Raw genomic sequence first — 15,362 nt, 5'->3', positions numbered from 1 at the left:
AACACCTTGAGAAAAGCGGGAGCACGGCGTCGCCGGTGCCACCTGAAAGTCCAGAACGCCTGCCCGGCGCGACGACAATGAGCGCGCGGCCCATTTCTTTTTGCGCATTCCGGCATCTGAAGCAGGTCACCAAATGCCCGTCCCAAACGATGATTCTACGAAACGCATCACATTTTGCAAAGCAAGGTGATGGATTGCGCGGTTGCCTAATGCGAAAATCTATCGTTAAGTTCTTGATTCTAAATGGGAATTGAGCGATGCAAATTTCAAGTTTGGGTGCAGCCATCAGACGCTACCGCAAAGTAGCGGGGCTGACTCAGGCTGAACTTGGCGAAAAAACCGGTTTTGACCCCAAAACCATCAGCCGCTTCGAAACCGGCATCTACATGCCCAGCATCGAAGCCCTGTTCCTGCTCGCCAACGTGTTGGACGTGCAACTGAAAGCCTTTTTCGCCGACATGAACGATGAAGACGAACAGCGCGCCTATCTGTTCGGAGTCATACACAAGGCCACGCCGAAGGACCTGGGCAAGCTGATCGCGGCGGTGGATCAGGCGCTGTCCAAGCCTTGAGCCGGCGTGATCGCTCCCCGGCTACCCGCACCTGACGCACACAACCTGTGGCAGCAAAGCTTGCTCGCGATAACGGAATATCAGGCAACATCAATGCAAGCTGACCCACCGCCATCGCGAGCAAGCTTTGCTCCCACAAGGGATCGGTGGCGAACACTGGGTGTATGGGCATCCAGAAAAATAACCAGTCAATCAGCGCCCGCCTTTCGCTCGATCCACCGCGACCAGCACCAGTGAAATCACCACGAACCCCACCAACACCAACACCGCATTAACCAGCACCTGTGAATAACCCAAGCTGTTCGCCTCGATGAACGGATAGGGGTAGAAGCCGATCATCTCGCCACGTATCAGGGCGTAAATGAAATAGACCAGTGGATAGATCAGCCACGCCCATACATTGCTCCAGTGCAGGGTTCCCTTTGGCACACAGAACCACCAATAGATCATGAACAGCACCGGCATCACGTCGTGCAACAACTCATCAGCCACCCACTGCCAGCCTTGAGGATTCCACGTCTGGCGCAGGAGCAGGTTGTACGCCACCCCGACCAGCAAAATGGCAGCCGCCACCCCCGTCTGGGTCGAAGGCCGGAGAAAGAAACGTCGCAGCGCCGAGTCTCCTGTCGTCGCCGCGCAGGTCAGCACGATCGCCACCAGGACATTGGTCAGCACCGTGAAATAGCTGAAAAAGATCTCCACGCCACCCAACAGGCTCTTCTCGGCCTGCCAGCGCGAGGCCAGGACCAGGTAAAGCTGGAGAAGCAATGCAAACCATCCCAGCGCCGCCGCGACCTTCACGGCGATTGCCCCCCTGCTTTGCGTCAACACCATGTCGTTGTTCATCACGCTGCCCTCTGGCCGGTTACACGAACCCTAGAAAGGCACAACGTGAAATTCTACTGTCAGAAATGACAGTGCCGATCAACGGTAATAGAGCAGACAGCAGAAGGCATCGACCGAATTCGATCAGAACAAGAGAAATAAGGGACAATCTGACAAACCTTGCGAATGAAGGCCTGGGGCGTTATGGAGGCAACCCCACCAGCCACACCCCGGCACACAATGTTCCCGCTGTGGCTGCTTCCTTCCGGATCTGACCAGGTTCACGGGTAATCGTTGCGGGGGGACCGATGGGGTCACCATAACGACGCCCGCCTGACGGCGAGCCGCGCCATTGTACCTATCTGACGGGAAGTTACAACCGTTCGCACCGGATTAAAAAAGCGAAGATGTTCAAGCACTTGCTATGGGGGTGGAGATGATTTCTGCAGCACCCCGAAGAACCCTGTGGGAGCGAGCCTGCTCGCGAAAGCGGTGGGTCGGCTTGCATCAGGACTGAATGAGCTGCCGCCATCGCGAGCAGACTCGCTTCCACAGTAGATCGTGGGTGAGCCAAGAGCACAGCCATCCCGCCAAACCCCATCGCTACAGCAGCACCTCATCTGCCCGGCCGCCCTCCTCCTGGATCACCAGATGGATGAAATGCAGTTTGGTGATGACGGTTGCCGGCACGACGAACGGGTAGAAATCCGGCTGGCCCATGCTGCGGGACAGTTCGTTGAGCATGCCTGCCAGTTCGATCCAGGCGTTGACGAACGACAGGAACGCCGCGCCTCCGGTGTGCTCGGGATCGAACAGGGTATCGGGTGGGAACGGTTGGTAGTCGAAGTCCATGTCCTGGGCACTCATGCCAAAGCCCAGCGCCGTGTCCACGGCGTCCATCATGTGCAGGTAGTGAGCCCAGGTTTCGGCCCAGTCCTCCCAGGGGTGCATGGTGGCGTAGGCACTGACGTAACGGGTTTGCCAGTCCAACGGTGCTCCTTGCTGGTAATGCCGCTCCAGCGCGTCGGCATAACTGGCGCGCTCATCGCCGAACAATCCGCGGAATGCTTCAAGCCAGTGACTGTTGGCAATCAGAAGATCCCAGTAGTAATGCCCCACTTCGTGACGAAAGTGCCCGAGCAAGGTGCGATACGGTTCGTGCATCTGCTGGCGCACGGCCTCACGGTGGGCGTCGTCCGCTTCCTTGATGTCGAGCGTGATCAAGCCGCTGGCATGGCCGGTGGTCGGTGGCGTGCCGTCAGGGTCGACGCCGATGAAGTCGAAGGCCAGGCCCGTGGATTCGTCGACGCTTTTCGGCGCGACCGGCAGACCGAGGGTGATCAGTTGCGCCACCAGCCTGCGCTTGGCCGTCTCGACCTTGCGCCAGCGTTCAGGGTTCTCCGGGATCGACAGGTCGGGGATGGTGCGGTTCAGCCTGCAGGCGATGCACAAGGTGTCGCGCCCCCCGGCCGGCAGCAGCCAGTTGCACGCTGCCGCGGTATCGAGGTTGGCACAGCGACGGAACAGACCGGCCTGTGGGTCGGCATCCAGGGTCCAGGTGTCAGGCAGATCACCGGGTTGCAGGGACGAAAGACGACTCTGCTCCGGCTGGTAGCCCAACGCCGCCAGGCAGGCCAGGCACTGGCTGTTGCGGAAAAACAGCGACTGGCCGCAGCGACACGGCCAGACCTTGCTGTTGCGCGAACGGTCACCCAGGAACGGCGCGGCGATGCGTGAGCTCAGTTGTTCGAAGAAGCGGTACATGGCGATCTCTCCCTGGGGCCTGCAACACTAGATCGTCTTCTGGCACAGACGTTCAGCCTGGTGACGCACCCCTGTGGCGAAGGGATTTATCCCCGCGCCACAAGGGCTAGACCGTGATGCCGTGCTTGCCAAGAAACGCCACGAACGCCTCTTCATCCAGCACCTTGAGCCCCAGTTCATTGGCCTTGGTCAGCTTCGAGCCCGCGCCCGGCCCGGCCACCACGCAATGGGTTTTCGCCGACACGGACCCGGCGACCTTGGCACCAAGGCTCTCCAGCTTGTCCTTGGCGACGTCTCGGCTCATCAATTCCAGCGAACCGGTCAGTACCCAGGTGTGACCCGCCTCGGGCAAGCCTTCGACCACCTTTTTCTCGCTTCGCCAGTGCATGCCGAAGTCCCGCAACTGCTGTTCCGCGGCCTCGGCCTGCTGGCGGTTTTCGGTAATGGCAAAGAACTCCCGCACGGCGTTGGCCTGCTTTTCCGGCAGGGCCTGGCGCATGTCCAGCCAGTCCGCGTTCATCACCGCCTCAAGGGAGCCGAACTTGTCTGCCAGTTTCTGCGCACCACCCGGTCCGACCGACGGGATGTACAGCTTGTCGAGGAAGCCGCCCAGGGTGGTGCTGGCGGAGAACTCGGCGCCCAGCTCGCCCTGGTCCTGGATATCGAGACCATGACGCAGCAGGTCCGCGATCACCTGACGGTTGTGCGGGTCCTCGAAGAAGCTGTGGATCTCATGCGCCACTTCCAGGCCCACGTCCGGCAGATAAGTGAGCACCTGGGGCAACGCCGCTTGCACGCGCTCCAGCGAGCCCAGGGAGCGCGCCAGGACCTTGGCGGTTTCCTCGCCGACATCCGGGATGCCGAGGGCGTAAATGAAGCGCGCCAGACTGGGCTTCTTGCTGTCGACGATGGCCGCCAACAACTTCCGGCTCGACAATTCGGCAAAGCCTTCCAGGTCGACCGCTTGTTCGAAGGTCAGGGCATACAGATCGGCCGGCGATCCCACCAGGCCCTCGTCCACCAGTTGTTCGATGCTCTTTTCCCCCAGCCCTTCGATGTCCATGGCCCGGCGCGAGACGAAGTGAATGATCGCCTGCTTGAGCTGCGCCCCACAGGCCAGGCGCCCGACGCAGCGATAGACCGCGCCTTCGCTGATGGTTTCGCGACCCTTGCTGCGCTTGATCAATTGCGTGCGCTCCACGTGGGAACCGCACACCGGACACTGCTGGGGCACTTCCACCGGGCGGGCATTTTCCGGGCGGCGCTCGGTGACGACTTGAACCACCTGGGGGATCACGTCCCCGGCGCGACGGATAATCACCGTGTCGCCGATCATCAATCCCAGGCGCGCCACCTCGTCCATGTTGTGCAGCGTGGCATTGGCCACGGTCACGCCGGCCACCTTGACCGGCTTGAGCCGCGCAACAGGCGTCACGGCCCCGGTGCGACCCACCTGAAACTCGACGTCGAGTAACTCGGTGAGCTCCTCGCTGGCGGGGAATTTATGGGCGATGGCCCAGCGCGGCTCGCGAGCGCGGAAGCCGAGTTCACGCTGGGAAGCAATGCTGTTGACCTTGAACACCACGCCATCGATCTCATAGGGCAACGCGCTACGCCGCTCGCCGATGTCGCGGTAGTAATCCAGGCATTCGTCGATGCCGTGGGCCAGTTTCAGTTCGCGGCTGATGGGCATGCCCCAGGCCTTGAGCTGTTTGAGATTGCCAATGTGGGTATCGGCGATATCCGCTGTCACCTGGCCAATGCCGTAGCAGCAGAACTCCAGCGGGCGGTTGGCGGTGATTTTGGAGTCAAGCTGGCGCAGGCTGCCGGCCGCCGCGTTGCGCGGGTTGGCGAAGGTCTTGCCGCCCGCCTCCAACTGCGTGGCGTTGAGGCGCTCGAAACCGGCCTTGGACATGTAGACCTCGCCGCGCACTTCCAGCACGGGTGGCCAGCCGCTGCCTTGCAGCTTGAGGGGAATGTTGCGCACGGTGCGCACGTTGACGCTGATGTCTTCGCCAGTGGTGCCGTCGCCGCGAGTGGCACCGCGTACCAACAGGCCGTCCTGGTACAACAGACTGACCGCCAGGCCATCGAGCTTCGGCTCGCAGCTGTACTCCACCGCCGCACCGCCGCCCAGCAGATCGCCTATCGGCAGATCGAGACCTTCGGTCACCCGGCGGTCGAACTCACGCATGGTGGTTTCATCGAAGGCATTGCCCAGGCTGAGCATCGGGATTTCGTGACGGACCTGGCTGAACGCCGACAGCGCCACGCTGCCGACCCGTTGGGTCGGTGAGTCGCTGGTCACCAACTCCGGGTGCTGCGCTTCCAGGGCCTTGAGCTCATGGAACAGCCGGTCGTACTCGGCATCCGGGATGGTGGGTTCATCAAGGACGTGATAGCGGTAGTTGTGCTGCTCCAGTTCGGTGCGCAGCTCTAGGATGCGGGTTTCGACGGCATTCATGGGTGTTCTCTCATAAAGCAAAAGAGCAGCCGAGGCTGCTCATTTCAATCAGTCAAGTAACGCTCGGCAGAGAACCTGTGGCGAGGGGATTTATCCCCGCTCGAGTGCGCAGCACTCGCAAACTCTGTGGCAACACAACATTTTGAGGGCTGCTTGGCAGCCCAGCGGGGATAAATCCCCTCGCCACAAAAGCGGTTTGCCACAAGCGGCTACCAGAGGCGCTCTGATCAGCGCTTCTGGGTCAATGCCCGACGTTCGAATTCGACAATACGCTGACGGTAGTGCTCGATGGTCTGGGCGGTCAGCACGCTGCGCTGGTCATCCTTCAATTCGCCATTGAGTTCCTGGGACAACTTGCGAGCCGCCGCCACCATCACGTCAAAGGCCTGCTTGGGATGACGCGGGCCCGGCAGACCGAGAAAGAAACTCACCGCCGGCGTGCTGAAATGATCGATGTCGTCCAGATCAAACACCCCCGGCTTGACGGCATTGGCCATGGAGAACAGCACCTCGCCGTTGCCGGCCATGCTTTCGTGGCGGTGGAAAATGTCCATCTCGCCGAAACGCAGGCCGCTTTCCAGGATGTTCTGCAACAACGCAGGGCCCTTGAAGCCGGCCGGATCGCGACAGATCACGCTGATCACCAGGACTTCTTCCGCCTGGGCCTGGTCCTTGTCACTGCTCGACGCCTTGCTCTCGTCCGGGAAATCGTCGCGGCTGCTGAAGCTCGGGCCGCCATCCAGGTCCAGGTTGAGGTTCAGGTCTCCCTGGGACGGTTCGTTGTTGCGCTTGCCGCGTTTGGAGCCCGACTCGCGGGGTTCGCGCACCGGCGCGCTCATCGACGGCAGGTCATGCTCGTCCAGCTGCGGCTCCTTGTGGGTGTCCAGCACCCGGGGCGGCCCCAGCAGTTCGGCATTGTCATCGTCGTCCGGCAGGTTCGACAGGCTGCGATCAAGGCGGAACTTGAGTTTCCCCTTGCCGCCGCGCATGCGGCGCCAGCCATCGAAAAGAATACCGGCAATGACAATGATGCCGATGACGATCAGCCACTCGCGCAGACCGATTTCCATGTAATCCCGTGCCTCTATAAAAATGCTGAAAAATAAGGGGCTTAGCTATTTGCAAACCGCTTTAAAACGTGGCGCCAACTCTATGTTCTGAATGGCGTTTTGCCCACGCACACGAAAAATTGACATTAAACTAGCATGACCAACAGCTACAAGCTACATAACAGCAGCTTCAAGCTTCAAGCCGAAGCTGCATCGCTTGCAGCTTGCCACTTGAAGCTCGCCGCTCGCCGCTAGGCATCCACCATTGCCATCGCCTCCTCGACATCCACCGCCACCAACCGCGAACAGCCCGGCTCGTGCATCGTCACCCCCATCAACTGATCGGCCATTTCCATGGCGATCTTGTTATGGGTGATGTAGATGAACTGCACCGTTTCAGACATTTCCTTTACCAGACGCGCGTAACGGCCCACGTTCGCGTCGTCCAGCGGTGCATCGACTTCGTCGAGCATGCAGAACGGCGCCGGATTCAACTTGAAGATGGCAAATACCAGGGCCAATGCGGTCAGCGCCTTTTCGCCACCGGAGAGCAGATGAATGGTGCTGTTCTTCTTTCCGGGAGGCCGCGCCATGATCGTCACCCCAGTATCGAGTAGATCTTCGCCCGTCAGTTCCAAGTAAGCGCTGCCGCCACCGAAAACTTTTGGGAAAAGCGCCTGCAAACCGCCATTGATCTGATCAAAGGTATCCTTGAAGCGGTTGCGGGTTTCCTTGTCGATCTTGCGAATGACGTTTTCCAGGGTTTCCAGCGCTTCCACCAGGTCAGCGTCCTGGGCGTCGAGGTAGCGCTTGCGCTCGGACTGTTGCTCGTATTCGTCGATGGCCGCCAGGTTGATCGCGCCCAGGCGCTGGATCCGCGCAGCAATGCGCTCCAGCTCCTCCTCGGCGTCTTTCTCGTTAGCCCCGGCCACCAGGGTAGCGAGCACGCCGTTGAGGTCGTAGCCGTCCTCCAGCAGTTGGTCCTGCAAGGCCTTGCGGCGCACGGTCAGGGCCTGCCACTCCAGGCGTTGCTGCTCCATCTGGCCGCGAATCAGCTGGGATTGCTGCTCGGCCTGGCTACGGCGCTTCTCGGCATCGCGCAGTTCGCGGTCGGCGTCCTCCAGGGCGATCTGCGCCGTCTTGAGCTCTTCATCGACACTCATCCGCTTGTCGAGCAGTTCCTCGAGTTTGAGGCGCAACTCTTCCAGCGGCGCCTCGCCCTCTTCCAGGTTCAGGCTCAACTGTTCGCGTTTTTCGGTCAGCCGTTCGGACTGCATTTCCAAACGCTCGAGAGCCTGGCGCGTGGAATCGTACTGCGCCTTGAGCGAACCCAGGCGCACCGCCAACTGATGGGCATGATCCTTGTGCTGACGCGCTTCCTGGCGCACCCGGTCAAGGCGTTCGCGCAGGCTGTCGCGCTGGGCCAGCAACAGTTCACGCTGCTCAGTGTCCAGCGCCATGGCATCGAGGGCTTCCTGCAGTTGCAGGCGCGCCTCGCCGATCTGTTCGTGCTCCAGTGCCCGTTGCTCGCCCAGCTCGGCGATCTCTTCTTCCAGACGAGTACGACGCAAGGCCAACTGCTCGGCCTTGGCCTTGCCGGCCGAGAGCTGTGCCTTGAGCTCGCCCTGCTGGCGCGCCTCGTCCTGCAGCAGCCGGCGCAGGTGTTCGCGGCCGTTTTCCTGTTGACGCTGCTGCGCCCGCAGATTCTGCAACTCGGTTTCCAGGGCTTCGACACTGGCTTCGCGCTCGTCGCGCTCGGCGCCCAAACGCTGGATTTCCTGGCCCCGGGCGAGCATGCCGCTCTCGGCTTCGCTGGCCCGACGCACCCGCAGGAAATGCCGGCCGATCCAATAGCCGTCGCGACTGATCAGGCTCTCGCCCGCCGCCAGTTGCCCGCGCAACGCCAGAGCCTGTTCGAGGTTTTCCACCGGCCTGACCTGCCCCAGCCAAGGCGCCAGATCGACCTTGGCCTCGACTTTGTCCAGCAGGCTGCCCGGCATCCGCACGCCGTCACTGGCCGGGCTGAGCAGGCGCAGATCACCCTGGGTGAACCCCGAGAGGTCGAAGCCGGCGAAATCATCCACCAGCACCGCTTGCAGATCGGCGCCCAGCACGGTTTCCACCGCCAGCTCCCAGCCGGCGTCGACCTTCAGCCCTTCGGCCAGCCGCGGGCGTTCGGCCAGATGCTGGTCGCGCAGCCATTCGGCGGCGCCGGTGCCCGGGTCCAGCGCGGCTTGCTGCAAGGCTTCCAGCGAGGCCAGACGCCCGTTGAGCCGTTGCAGCTCGCCCTGGGCCTGCTGCTGATTCTGAAGGGCCAGTTGCAAGGCCTGGCGCAGTTGTTCGAGCCGCTCGACCTGGGCGTCTTCACTGGCCTGCAAATCTTCGAGGGTGGCTTCGCTGGCGGCCAATTGCTCGCTCAGGTCCAGGATCGCCGCGTCTTCCGGGTCTGCCGCAAGCAACGCACGCTCTTCGGCCAGGCGACGCTGACGCTCGGCCAGGCGCTCCATGCTGGTTTCCAACTGCTGGATGCGCGACTGCTGGACCTCGGCCTGACGCCGCGGCTCGGCGGAAGTCAGGTTGAACCGGTCCCATTGCTCCTGCCAGCCGTGCATGGTCAGTTCGGCTTCTTCCAGGGCCGCGGCAGCCTCTTCGGCAGCGGCACTGGTGATTTCCTGCTCTGGCGTGAGCCGCTCCAGCTCTTCGCCAAGAGTCAGCAGCAAAGTGCGGTCGTGCCCCAAATGAGACTCGGTTTCCAGGCGCGCGCGCTCGGCTTCCTTCAAGTCATCCTGCAACTGGCGCAGTCGTTGCTGACCGTGCTGGATACTCTGCTCGACCCTGGCGATGTCGCCACCAACCGAATAGAAGCGCCCCTGCACCAGATTGAAACGTTCGGACAATTCGTGGTGCCCGTCACGCAAGCGCTCGATGGCGGCATCGGCGTTGCGCTGTTCGGCCACCAGGGCTTCGAAGCTGACCTCCTGATTGCCGATGATCGCTTCGCGCTGACCGACCTGCTCGTTCAATGCCTGCCAGCGCAGGGCCGAGAGCTGGGCCTTGAGCTGACGCTCCTCACCTTTGTATTCCTGGTATTTGCGCGCGGCCTCGGACTGGCGGTGCAGGCGTTCGAGCTGACGGTCGAGTTCTTCGCGCAGGTCGGTCAGGCGAGCCAGGTTTTCGTGGGTGCGACGGATTCGGTTCTCCGTCTCGCGCCGGCGCTCCTTGTACTTGGAGATGCCGGCGGCCTCTTCGATGAAGTTGCGCAGGTCTTCAGGCTTGGCCTCGATCAGCTTGGAGATCATGCCCTGTTCGATGATCGAGTAGCTGCGCGGCCCCAGGCCGGTGCCGAGGAAGATGTCGGTGATGTCGCGACGCCGGCATTTGGCGCCGTTGAGGAAGTAACTGTTCTGGCTGTCGCGGGTCACCTTGCGGCGGATGGAGATTTCCGCGTAGGCCGCGTATTCGCCGATCAAGGTACCGTCGGAGTTATCGAACACCAGCTCGATGCTCGCCTGACTGACCGGCTTGCGGCTGGTGGAGCCGTTGAAGATGACGTCGGTCATCGATTCGCCGCGCAGGTTCTTGGCCGAACTCTCGCCCATCACCCAGCGCACGGCGTCAATGATGTTCGACTTGCCGCAACCGTTGGGCCCCACCACAGCCGCCATGTTGCTGGGGAAGTTCACCGTGGTCGGGTCGACGAAGGACTTGAACCCCGCCAGCTTGATGCACTTGAGGCGCACGTTCAGGCCTTCGTCAGGGCGGCAACCACCAGATCGCAACTGCGCTGACAGTAAGCCATCAGCACAATGCGAATCTGCGGCAGATCACGGGCCAGCACCGCGACGAGCAAGCGTTGGAACAGGTCGAGAAACTCGCTCATCTCGGCTTTGCGCTGTTCCAGGGCCAGGAAGTAGGCGCGGCTCATGGCCGGCTGCAGGTTCTCGACGGTTTCCTGCAAGTACGGGTTATTGGCAAACGGATAGGCCGCGCGCATCACACTGAAGCTCTCGTCGACGAACATGCGGATGTCCTGGCGCTCGAAGGCCTCCTTGAGGCGCTGCTGGATCTGCAGGAACGGCGCCATGTCGGCCGAATCCCGCCAACCATGGGCCACGGCGTTGCCCAGCAGGATGTACAGCTCGCTCATGAGCGTACAGAGGCTGCGCACGTTATGTTCGGTGAGTTCGGTGACGTGGGCGCCACGGCGCGGCAGGATGGCGATCAGATGACGTCGCTCCAGGATCAGCAAGGCCTCGCGGACCGAGCCGCGGCTGACGTTGAGCGCCAGCGTGACCTTTTGCTCCTGGATGCGCTCTCCCGGCTTCATTTCACCGCGAATGATGCGTTCGGCGAGATGGTGGGCGATTTGCTCGGCGAGGCTGTCCGGGGCCTTGAACGTCATGGTTGTCCTTCAAACTCTTCGATCTGCACAAGCGGCGCAGTGTAGCGCACTCGATAAGGCATGGCGCAGGGCCTGTATGGGGTTTTTGGCACGTTTCAAGCAAAAAAAGGTTCTGTGGGAACCGAGTTTGCTCGCAATGGCCATGCCGGCCTCCATCCCTGTTGAATGTGCCACCGCCATCGCGAGCAAGCTCGGCTCCCACAAGGTTCTACAGTGTCTATAGAACGTTGCTCATCGACAAACCGGATTTTCCTGACCTTCAAGTCAGAAAAACGTTGACCGAAAAGTCAGACCTGCTAAATTCGGCCTACGTCGATACAACAATAATGAATCTGCGAGGCCTTCCGTGATCCAGTTTTTACTCAACCAGGAACTCCGTAGCGAGCACACCCTGGACCCGAACCTGACCGTGCTCAACTATCTGCGCGAGCATGCTGGTAAATCCGGCACCAAAGAGGGTTGTGCCAGCGGCGACTGCGGTGCCTGCACCGTGGTGGTGGGCGAATTGGACATGGATGAAAGCGGCCGCTCGCGCATTCGCTATCGCAGCCTCAATGCGTGCCTGACCTTCGTCTCGTCCCTGCACGGCAAGCAGTTGATCAGCGTCGAAGACCTCAAGCACCAGGGCCGGTTGCACAGCGTCCAGCAGGCGATGGTCGATTGCCACGGCTCGCAATGCGGCTTCTGCACACCGGGTTTCGTCATGTCACTGTTTGCCCTGCAAAAGAACAGCGATCAACCTGACGCCCACAAGGCCCATGAAGCGCTGGCCGGCAATCTGTGTCGCTGCACCGGCTACCGGCCGATCCTGGCTGCCGCCGAACAGGCCTGCAGCGGCAAGCAACCCGACCAGTTCGACACCCGCGAGGCCGAGACTATCGCTCGCCTCAAAGCCATCGCTCCCAAGGAAACCGGCGAGCTCAACTGTGGCGATAAACGTTGCCTGGTGCCGCTGACCGTGGCCGATCTGGCCGATCTCTACGACGCCTATCCCCAGGCGCGCCTGCTGGCCGGCGGCACCGATCTGGCCCTGGAAGTCACCCAGTTCCACCGCACCCTGCCGGTGATGATCTACGTGGGTAACGTCGCTGAACTCAAGCGCATCGAGCGCTTCGACGATCGCCTGGAAATCGGTGCCGCCACCGCGCTTTCCGATTGCTATGAGGCGCTCAAAGCCGAGTACCCGGACTTCGGTGAACTGTTGCAGCGCTTCGCCTCGTTGCAGATCCGCAACCAGGGCACCCTGGGCGGCAACATCGGCAATGCCTCGCCCATCGGTGACTCGCCACCTCTGCTGATCGCCCTTGGCGCGCAGATCGTGCTGTGCAAGGGCCAGGTCCGTCGCACCCTGGCGCTGGAGGATTACTTCATCGAATACCGGGTCACCGCCCGCCAGGAAAGCGAATTCATCGAAAAAATCATCGTGCCACGGGCCAGCGCCGAGCAGGCGTTCCGTGCCTACAAGGTGTCCAAGCGACTGGACGATGACATCTCCGCAGTGTGCGCCGCATTCAACCTGCGCATCGACAATGGCGTGGTCCGCGATGCCCGCGTGGCCTTCGGCGGCATGGCCGCCATTCCCAAGCGTGCCAAGCATTGTGAAGCCGCATTGATCGGCGCGCAGTGGAACGACAGTACCCTGGAGCGCGCCTGCGCCGCCCTGGCCGAAGATTTCACGCCGCTGTCGGACTTCCGCGCCAGCAAGGAATATCGCCTGCTCGGCGCCCGCAACCTGCTGCGCAAATACTTCATCGAACTGCAAACGCCGCACATCGAGACTCGGGTGACCGCTTATGTCTAACCATCACACCGTAGAAAAGACCCAGGCCGAACTGGCCGAGATGTTCGTCCGCGACCTGACCACTGGCGTCGGCCGTAGCGTCAAGCATGACAGCGCCGCCAAGCATGTGACCGGTGAAGCGCAGTACATCGATGATCGTCTCGAATTCCCTAACCAACTGCACGTCTACGCGCGACTGTCGGACCGCGCCCACGCCCGGATCCTGCGCATCGATACCACGCCCTGCTACGCCTTCGAAGGCGTGCGCATCGCCATTACCCACGAAGACATCCCGGGCCTCAAGGACATCGGCCCATTGTTGCCTGGCGATCCGCTGCTGGCGATTGACGATGTGCAGTTCGTCGGCCAGCCGGTATTGGCCGTTGCCGCCAGGGACCTGGAAACCGCACGCAACGCGGCGATGGCCGCGATCATCGAATATGAAGACCTGGAGCCGGTGCTGGACGTGGTCGAAGCCCTGCGCAAACGGCATTTCGTGCTCGACAGCCATACCCATCAACGCGGCGATTCAGCCACCGCACTGGCGAGTGCCGAACATCGCATCCAGGGCTCGCTGCACATCGGCGGCCAAGAGCACTTTTATCTGGAAACCCAGATCTCCTCGGTGATGCCCACCGAAGACGGCGGAATGATTGTCTACTGCTCCACCCAGAACCCCACCGAAGTGCAGAAACTGGTGGCTGAGGTGCTGGGCGTGTCGATGAACAAGGTCGTGGTGGACATGCGCCGCATGGGTGGCGGCTTTGGCGGCAAGGAAACCCAGGCTGCCAGCCCGGCCTGCCTGTGCGCGGTGATCGCGCACCTCACCGGCCAGCCGACCAAGATGCGCCTGCCCCGGGTCGAAGACATGCTGATGACCGGCAAGCGTCATCCTTTCTACATCGAATACGACGTGGGCTTCGACAGCCGCGGACGCCTGCACGGCATCGCCCTGGAACTGGCCGGCAACTGCGGCTGCTCGCCGGACCTGTCGGCGTCGATTGTCGATCGAGCGATGTTCCATGCCGACAACGCCTATTACCTGGGCGACGCGACCATCAACGGCCACCGCTGCAAGACCAACACCGCGTCGAACACCGCTTACCGTGGCTTCGGCGGCCCGCAGGGGATGGTCGCCATCGAAGAAGTCATGGACGCCATTGCCCGGCACCTGGGGCTCGATCCGCTGGCGGTGCGCAAGGTCAACTACTACGGCAAGACCGAGCGCAACGTCACCCACTACTACCAGACCGTCGAGCACAACATGCTCGAGGAAATGACCGCCGAGCTGGAAGAAAGCAGCCAGTACGCCGAACGGCGCGAAGCGATCCGTCGCTACAACGCAGGCAGCCCGATCCTGAAAAAGGGCCTGGCGCTGACGCCGGTCAAGTTCGGCATCTCGTTCACCGCCAGCTTCCTCAACCAGGCAGGTGCCTTGATCCACGTCTACACCGACGGCAGCATCCACCTGAACCATGGCGGCACCGAAATGGGCCAGGGGCTCAACACCAAGGTTGCGCAGGTGGTGGCCGAGGTGTTCCAAGTGGAAATGGACCGGGTGCAGATCACCGCGACCAACACCGACAAAGTACCGAACACCTCTCCTACCGCGGCATCCAGCGGCGCCGACCTGAACGGCAAAGCCGCGCAGAATGCCGCCGAAACCATCAAGCGGCGCCTGGTGGAGTTCGCCGCACGACAGTACAAGGTCAGTGAAGAAGACGTGGAGTTCCACAACGGCCATGTGCGGGTGCGCGATCACATCCTGACGTTCGAAGCGCTGGTGCAACAGGCGTACTTTGCCCAAGTCTCGTTGTCGAGCACCGGATTCTACAAGACCCCGAAGATCTACTACGACCGCAGCCAGGCCCGTGGCCGGCCGTTCTACTACTACGCCTATGGTGCGGCGTGTGCAGAGGTGATCGTCGATACCCTCACCGGCGAATACAAGATGCTGCGCACCGACATCCTCCACGACGTCGGCGCCTCGCTGAACCCGGCCATCGATACCGGACAGGTCGAGGGCGGATTCATCCAGGGCATGGGCTGGCTGACCATGGAAGAGCTGGTGTGGAACGACAAGGGCAAGCTGATGACCAACGGCCCGGCCAGCTACAAGATCCCGGCCGTGGCCGACATGCCACTGGACCTGCGGGTCAAGCTGGTGGAGAACCGCAAGAACCCCGAAGACACGGTGTTCCATTCCAAGGCCGTGGGCGAGCCGCCGTTCATGCTCGGCATCGCCGCGTGGTGTGCGATCAAGGATGCCGTGGCGAGCCTGGGAGATTACCGACACCAGCCGAAAATCGACGCCCCGGCGACACCGGAACGGGTGTTGTGGGGCTGTGAGCAGATGCGCGGGTTGAAGGTGAAGGCGGTAGAGCCTGAAACCGAGATGGCTTCGCTCTAGACCGCGGCGCGGCTATCGCGAGCAAGCTCGGCTCCCACAAGGGGTCTCAGAGTTAACAGAGTTCCTGTGGGAGCCGAGCTTGCTCGCGATGAGGCC

Annotated in this window: 9 protein-coding genes and 1 other RNA gene; 3 read left to right on the top strand and 7 right to left on the bottom strand. The window is 61.8% G+C overall.

Translation table 11 applies throughout. From position 1 onward, the window contains the following. Positions 1–257 precede the first annotated feature (257 nt). Positions 258–572, top strand: a complete 315-nt coding sequence (locus QZH45_RS10705; protein WP_024776777.1) for a helix-turn-helix domain-containing protein — start codon at positions 258–260, stop codon at positions 570–572. A 192-nt stretch (positions 573–764) separates the two neighbouring features. Here QZH45_RS10705 and QZH45_RS10700 read toward each other — a convergent pair whose 3' ends face one another. From QZH45_RS10700 to QZH45_RS10670, 7 genes are all read right to left on the bottom strand, one after another. After that, positions 765–1,418, bottom strand: a complete 654-nt coding sequence (locus tag QZH45_RS10700) for a Pr6Pr family membrane protein (protein WP_053193503.1) — start codon at positions 1,416–1,418, stop codon at positions 765–767. Between the two features lie 193 nt (positions 1,419–1,611). Further along, positions 1,612–1,708, bottom strand: an RNA gene (ffs, locus tag QZH45_RS10695) — signal recognition particle sRNA small type. A 292-nt stretch (positions 1,709–2,000) separates the two neighbouring features. Further along, complete coding sequence (locus QZH45_RS10690) at positions 2,001–3,161, bottom strand: zinc-binding metallopeptidase family protein (protein ID WP_055136039.1); 1,161 nt, start codon at positions 3,159–3,161, stop codon at positions 2,001–2,003. A 106-nt stretch (positions 3,162–3,267) separates the two neighbouring features. Then, positions 3,268–5,625 carry an NAD-dependent DNA ligase LigA gene (gene ligA, locus QZH45_RS10685; RefSeq protein ID WP_432783755.1) on the bottom strand — a complete coding sequence of 786 codons (2,358 nt, stop codon included), beginning with the start codon at positions 5,623–5,625 and terminating at the stop codon, positions 3,268–3,270. 227 nt (positions 5,626–5,852) lie between these two features. Further along, positions 5,853–6,695, bottom strand: coding sequence for a cell division protein ZipA (gene zipA, locus QZH45_RS10680; protein WP_024776773.1), 843 nt, complete (start codon positions 6,693–6,695; stop codon positions 5,853–5,855). 230 nt (positions 6,696–6,925) lie between these two features. Then, the gene (smc, locus tag QZH45_RS10675) at positions 6,926–10,414 is read right to left on the bottom strand and encodes a chromosome segregation protein SMC (RefSeq protein ID WP_024776772.1); all 3,489 of its coding nucleotides are present in this window, start codon (positions 10,412–10,414) and stop codon (positions 6,926–6,928) included. A gap of 2 nt (positions 10,415–10,416) precedes the next feature. Next, on the bottom strand, positions 10,417–11,076 hold the full coding sequence (locus QZH45_RS10670) for a GntR family transcriptional regulator (protein ID WP_024776771.1): 660 nt from the start codon (positions 11,074–11,076) through the stop codon (positions 10,417–10,419). A gap of 346 nt (positions 11,077–11,422) precedes the next feature. On the opposite strand from QZH45_RS10670, the gene xdhA reads away from it, so the two are divergent. Both xdhA and xdhB read left to right on the top strand, forming a co-directional pair. Further along, positions 11,423–12,877, top strand: a complete 1,455-nt coding sequence (gene xdhA / locus QZH45_RS10665) for a xanthine dehydrogenase small subunit (protein ID WP_024776769.1) — start codon at positions 11,423–11,425, stop codon at positions 12,875–12,877. Continuing rightward, a complete protein-coding gene (gene xdhB / locus QZH45_RS10660; protein WP_055136037.1) occupies positions 12,870–15,266 on the top strand; it encodes a xanthine dehydrogenase molybdopterin binding subunit in 2,397 nt (798 codons plus the stop codon). Before xdhA ends, xdhB begins: the two co-directional genes overlap by 8 nt. Positions 15,267–15,362: the final 96 nt, after the last annotated feature.

This window comes from Pseudomonas corrugata (genome assembly GCF_050920615.1).
In the GTDB taxonomy this organism is placed as follows: domain Bacteria; phylum Pseudomonadota; class Gammaproteobacteria; order Pseudomonadales; family Pseudomonadaceae; genus Aquipseudomonas; species Aquipseudomonas corrugata.
The sequence above is the reverse complement of the archived record's forward strand: the minus strand, read 5'-3'. Positions and strand labels throughout refer to the sequence as shown.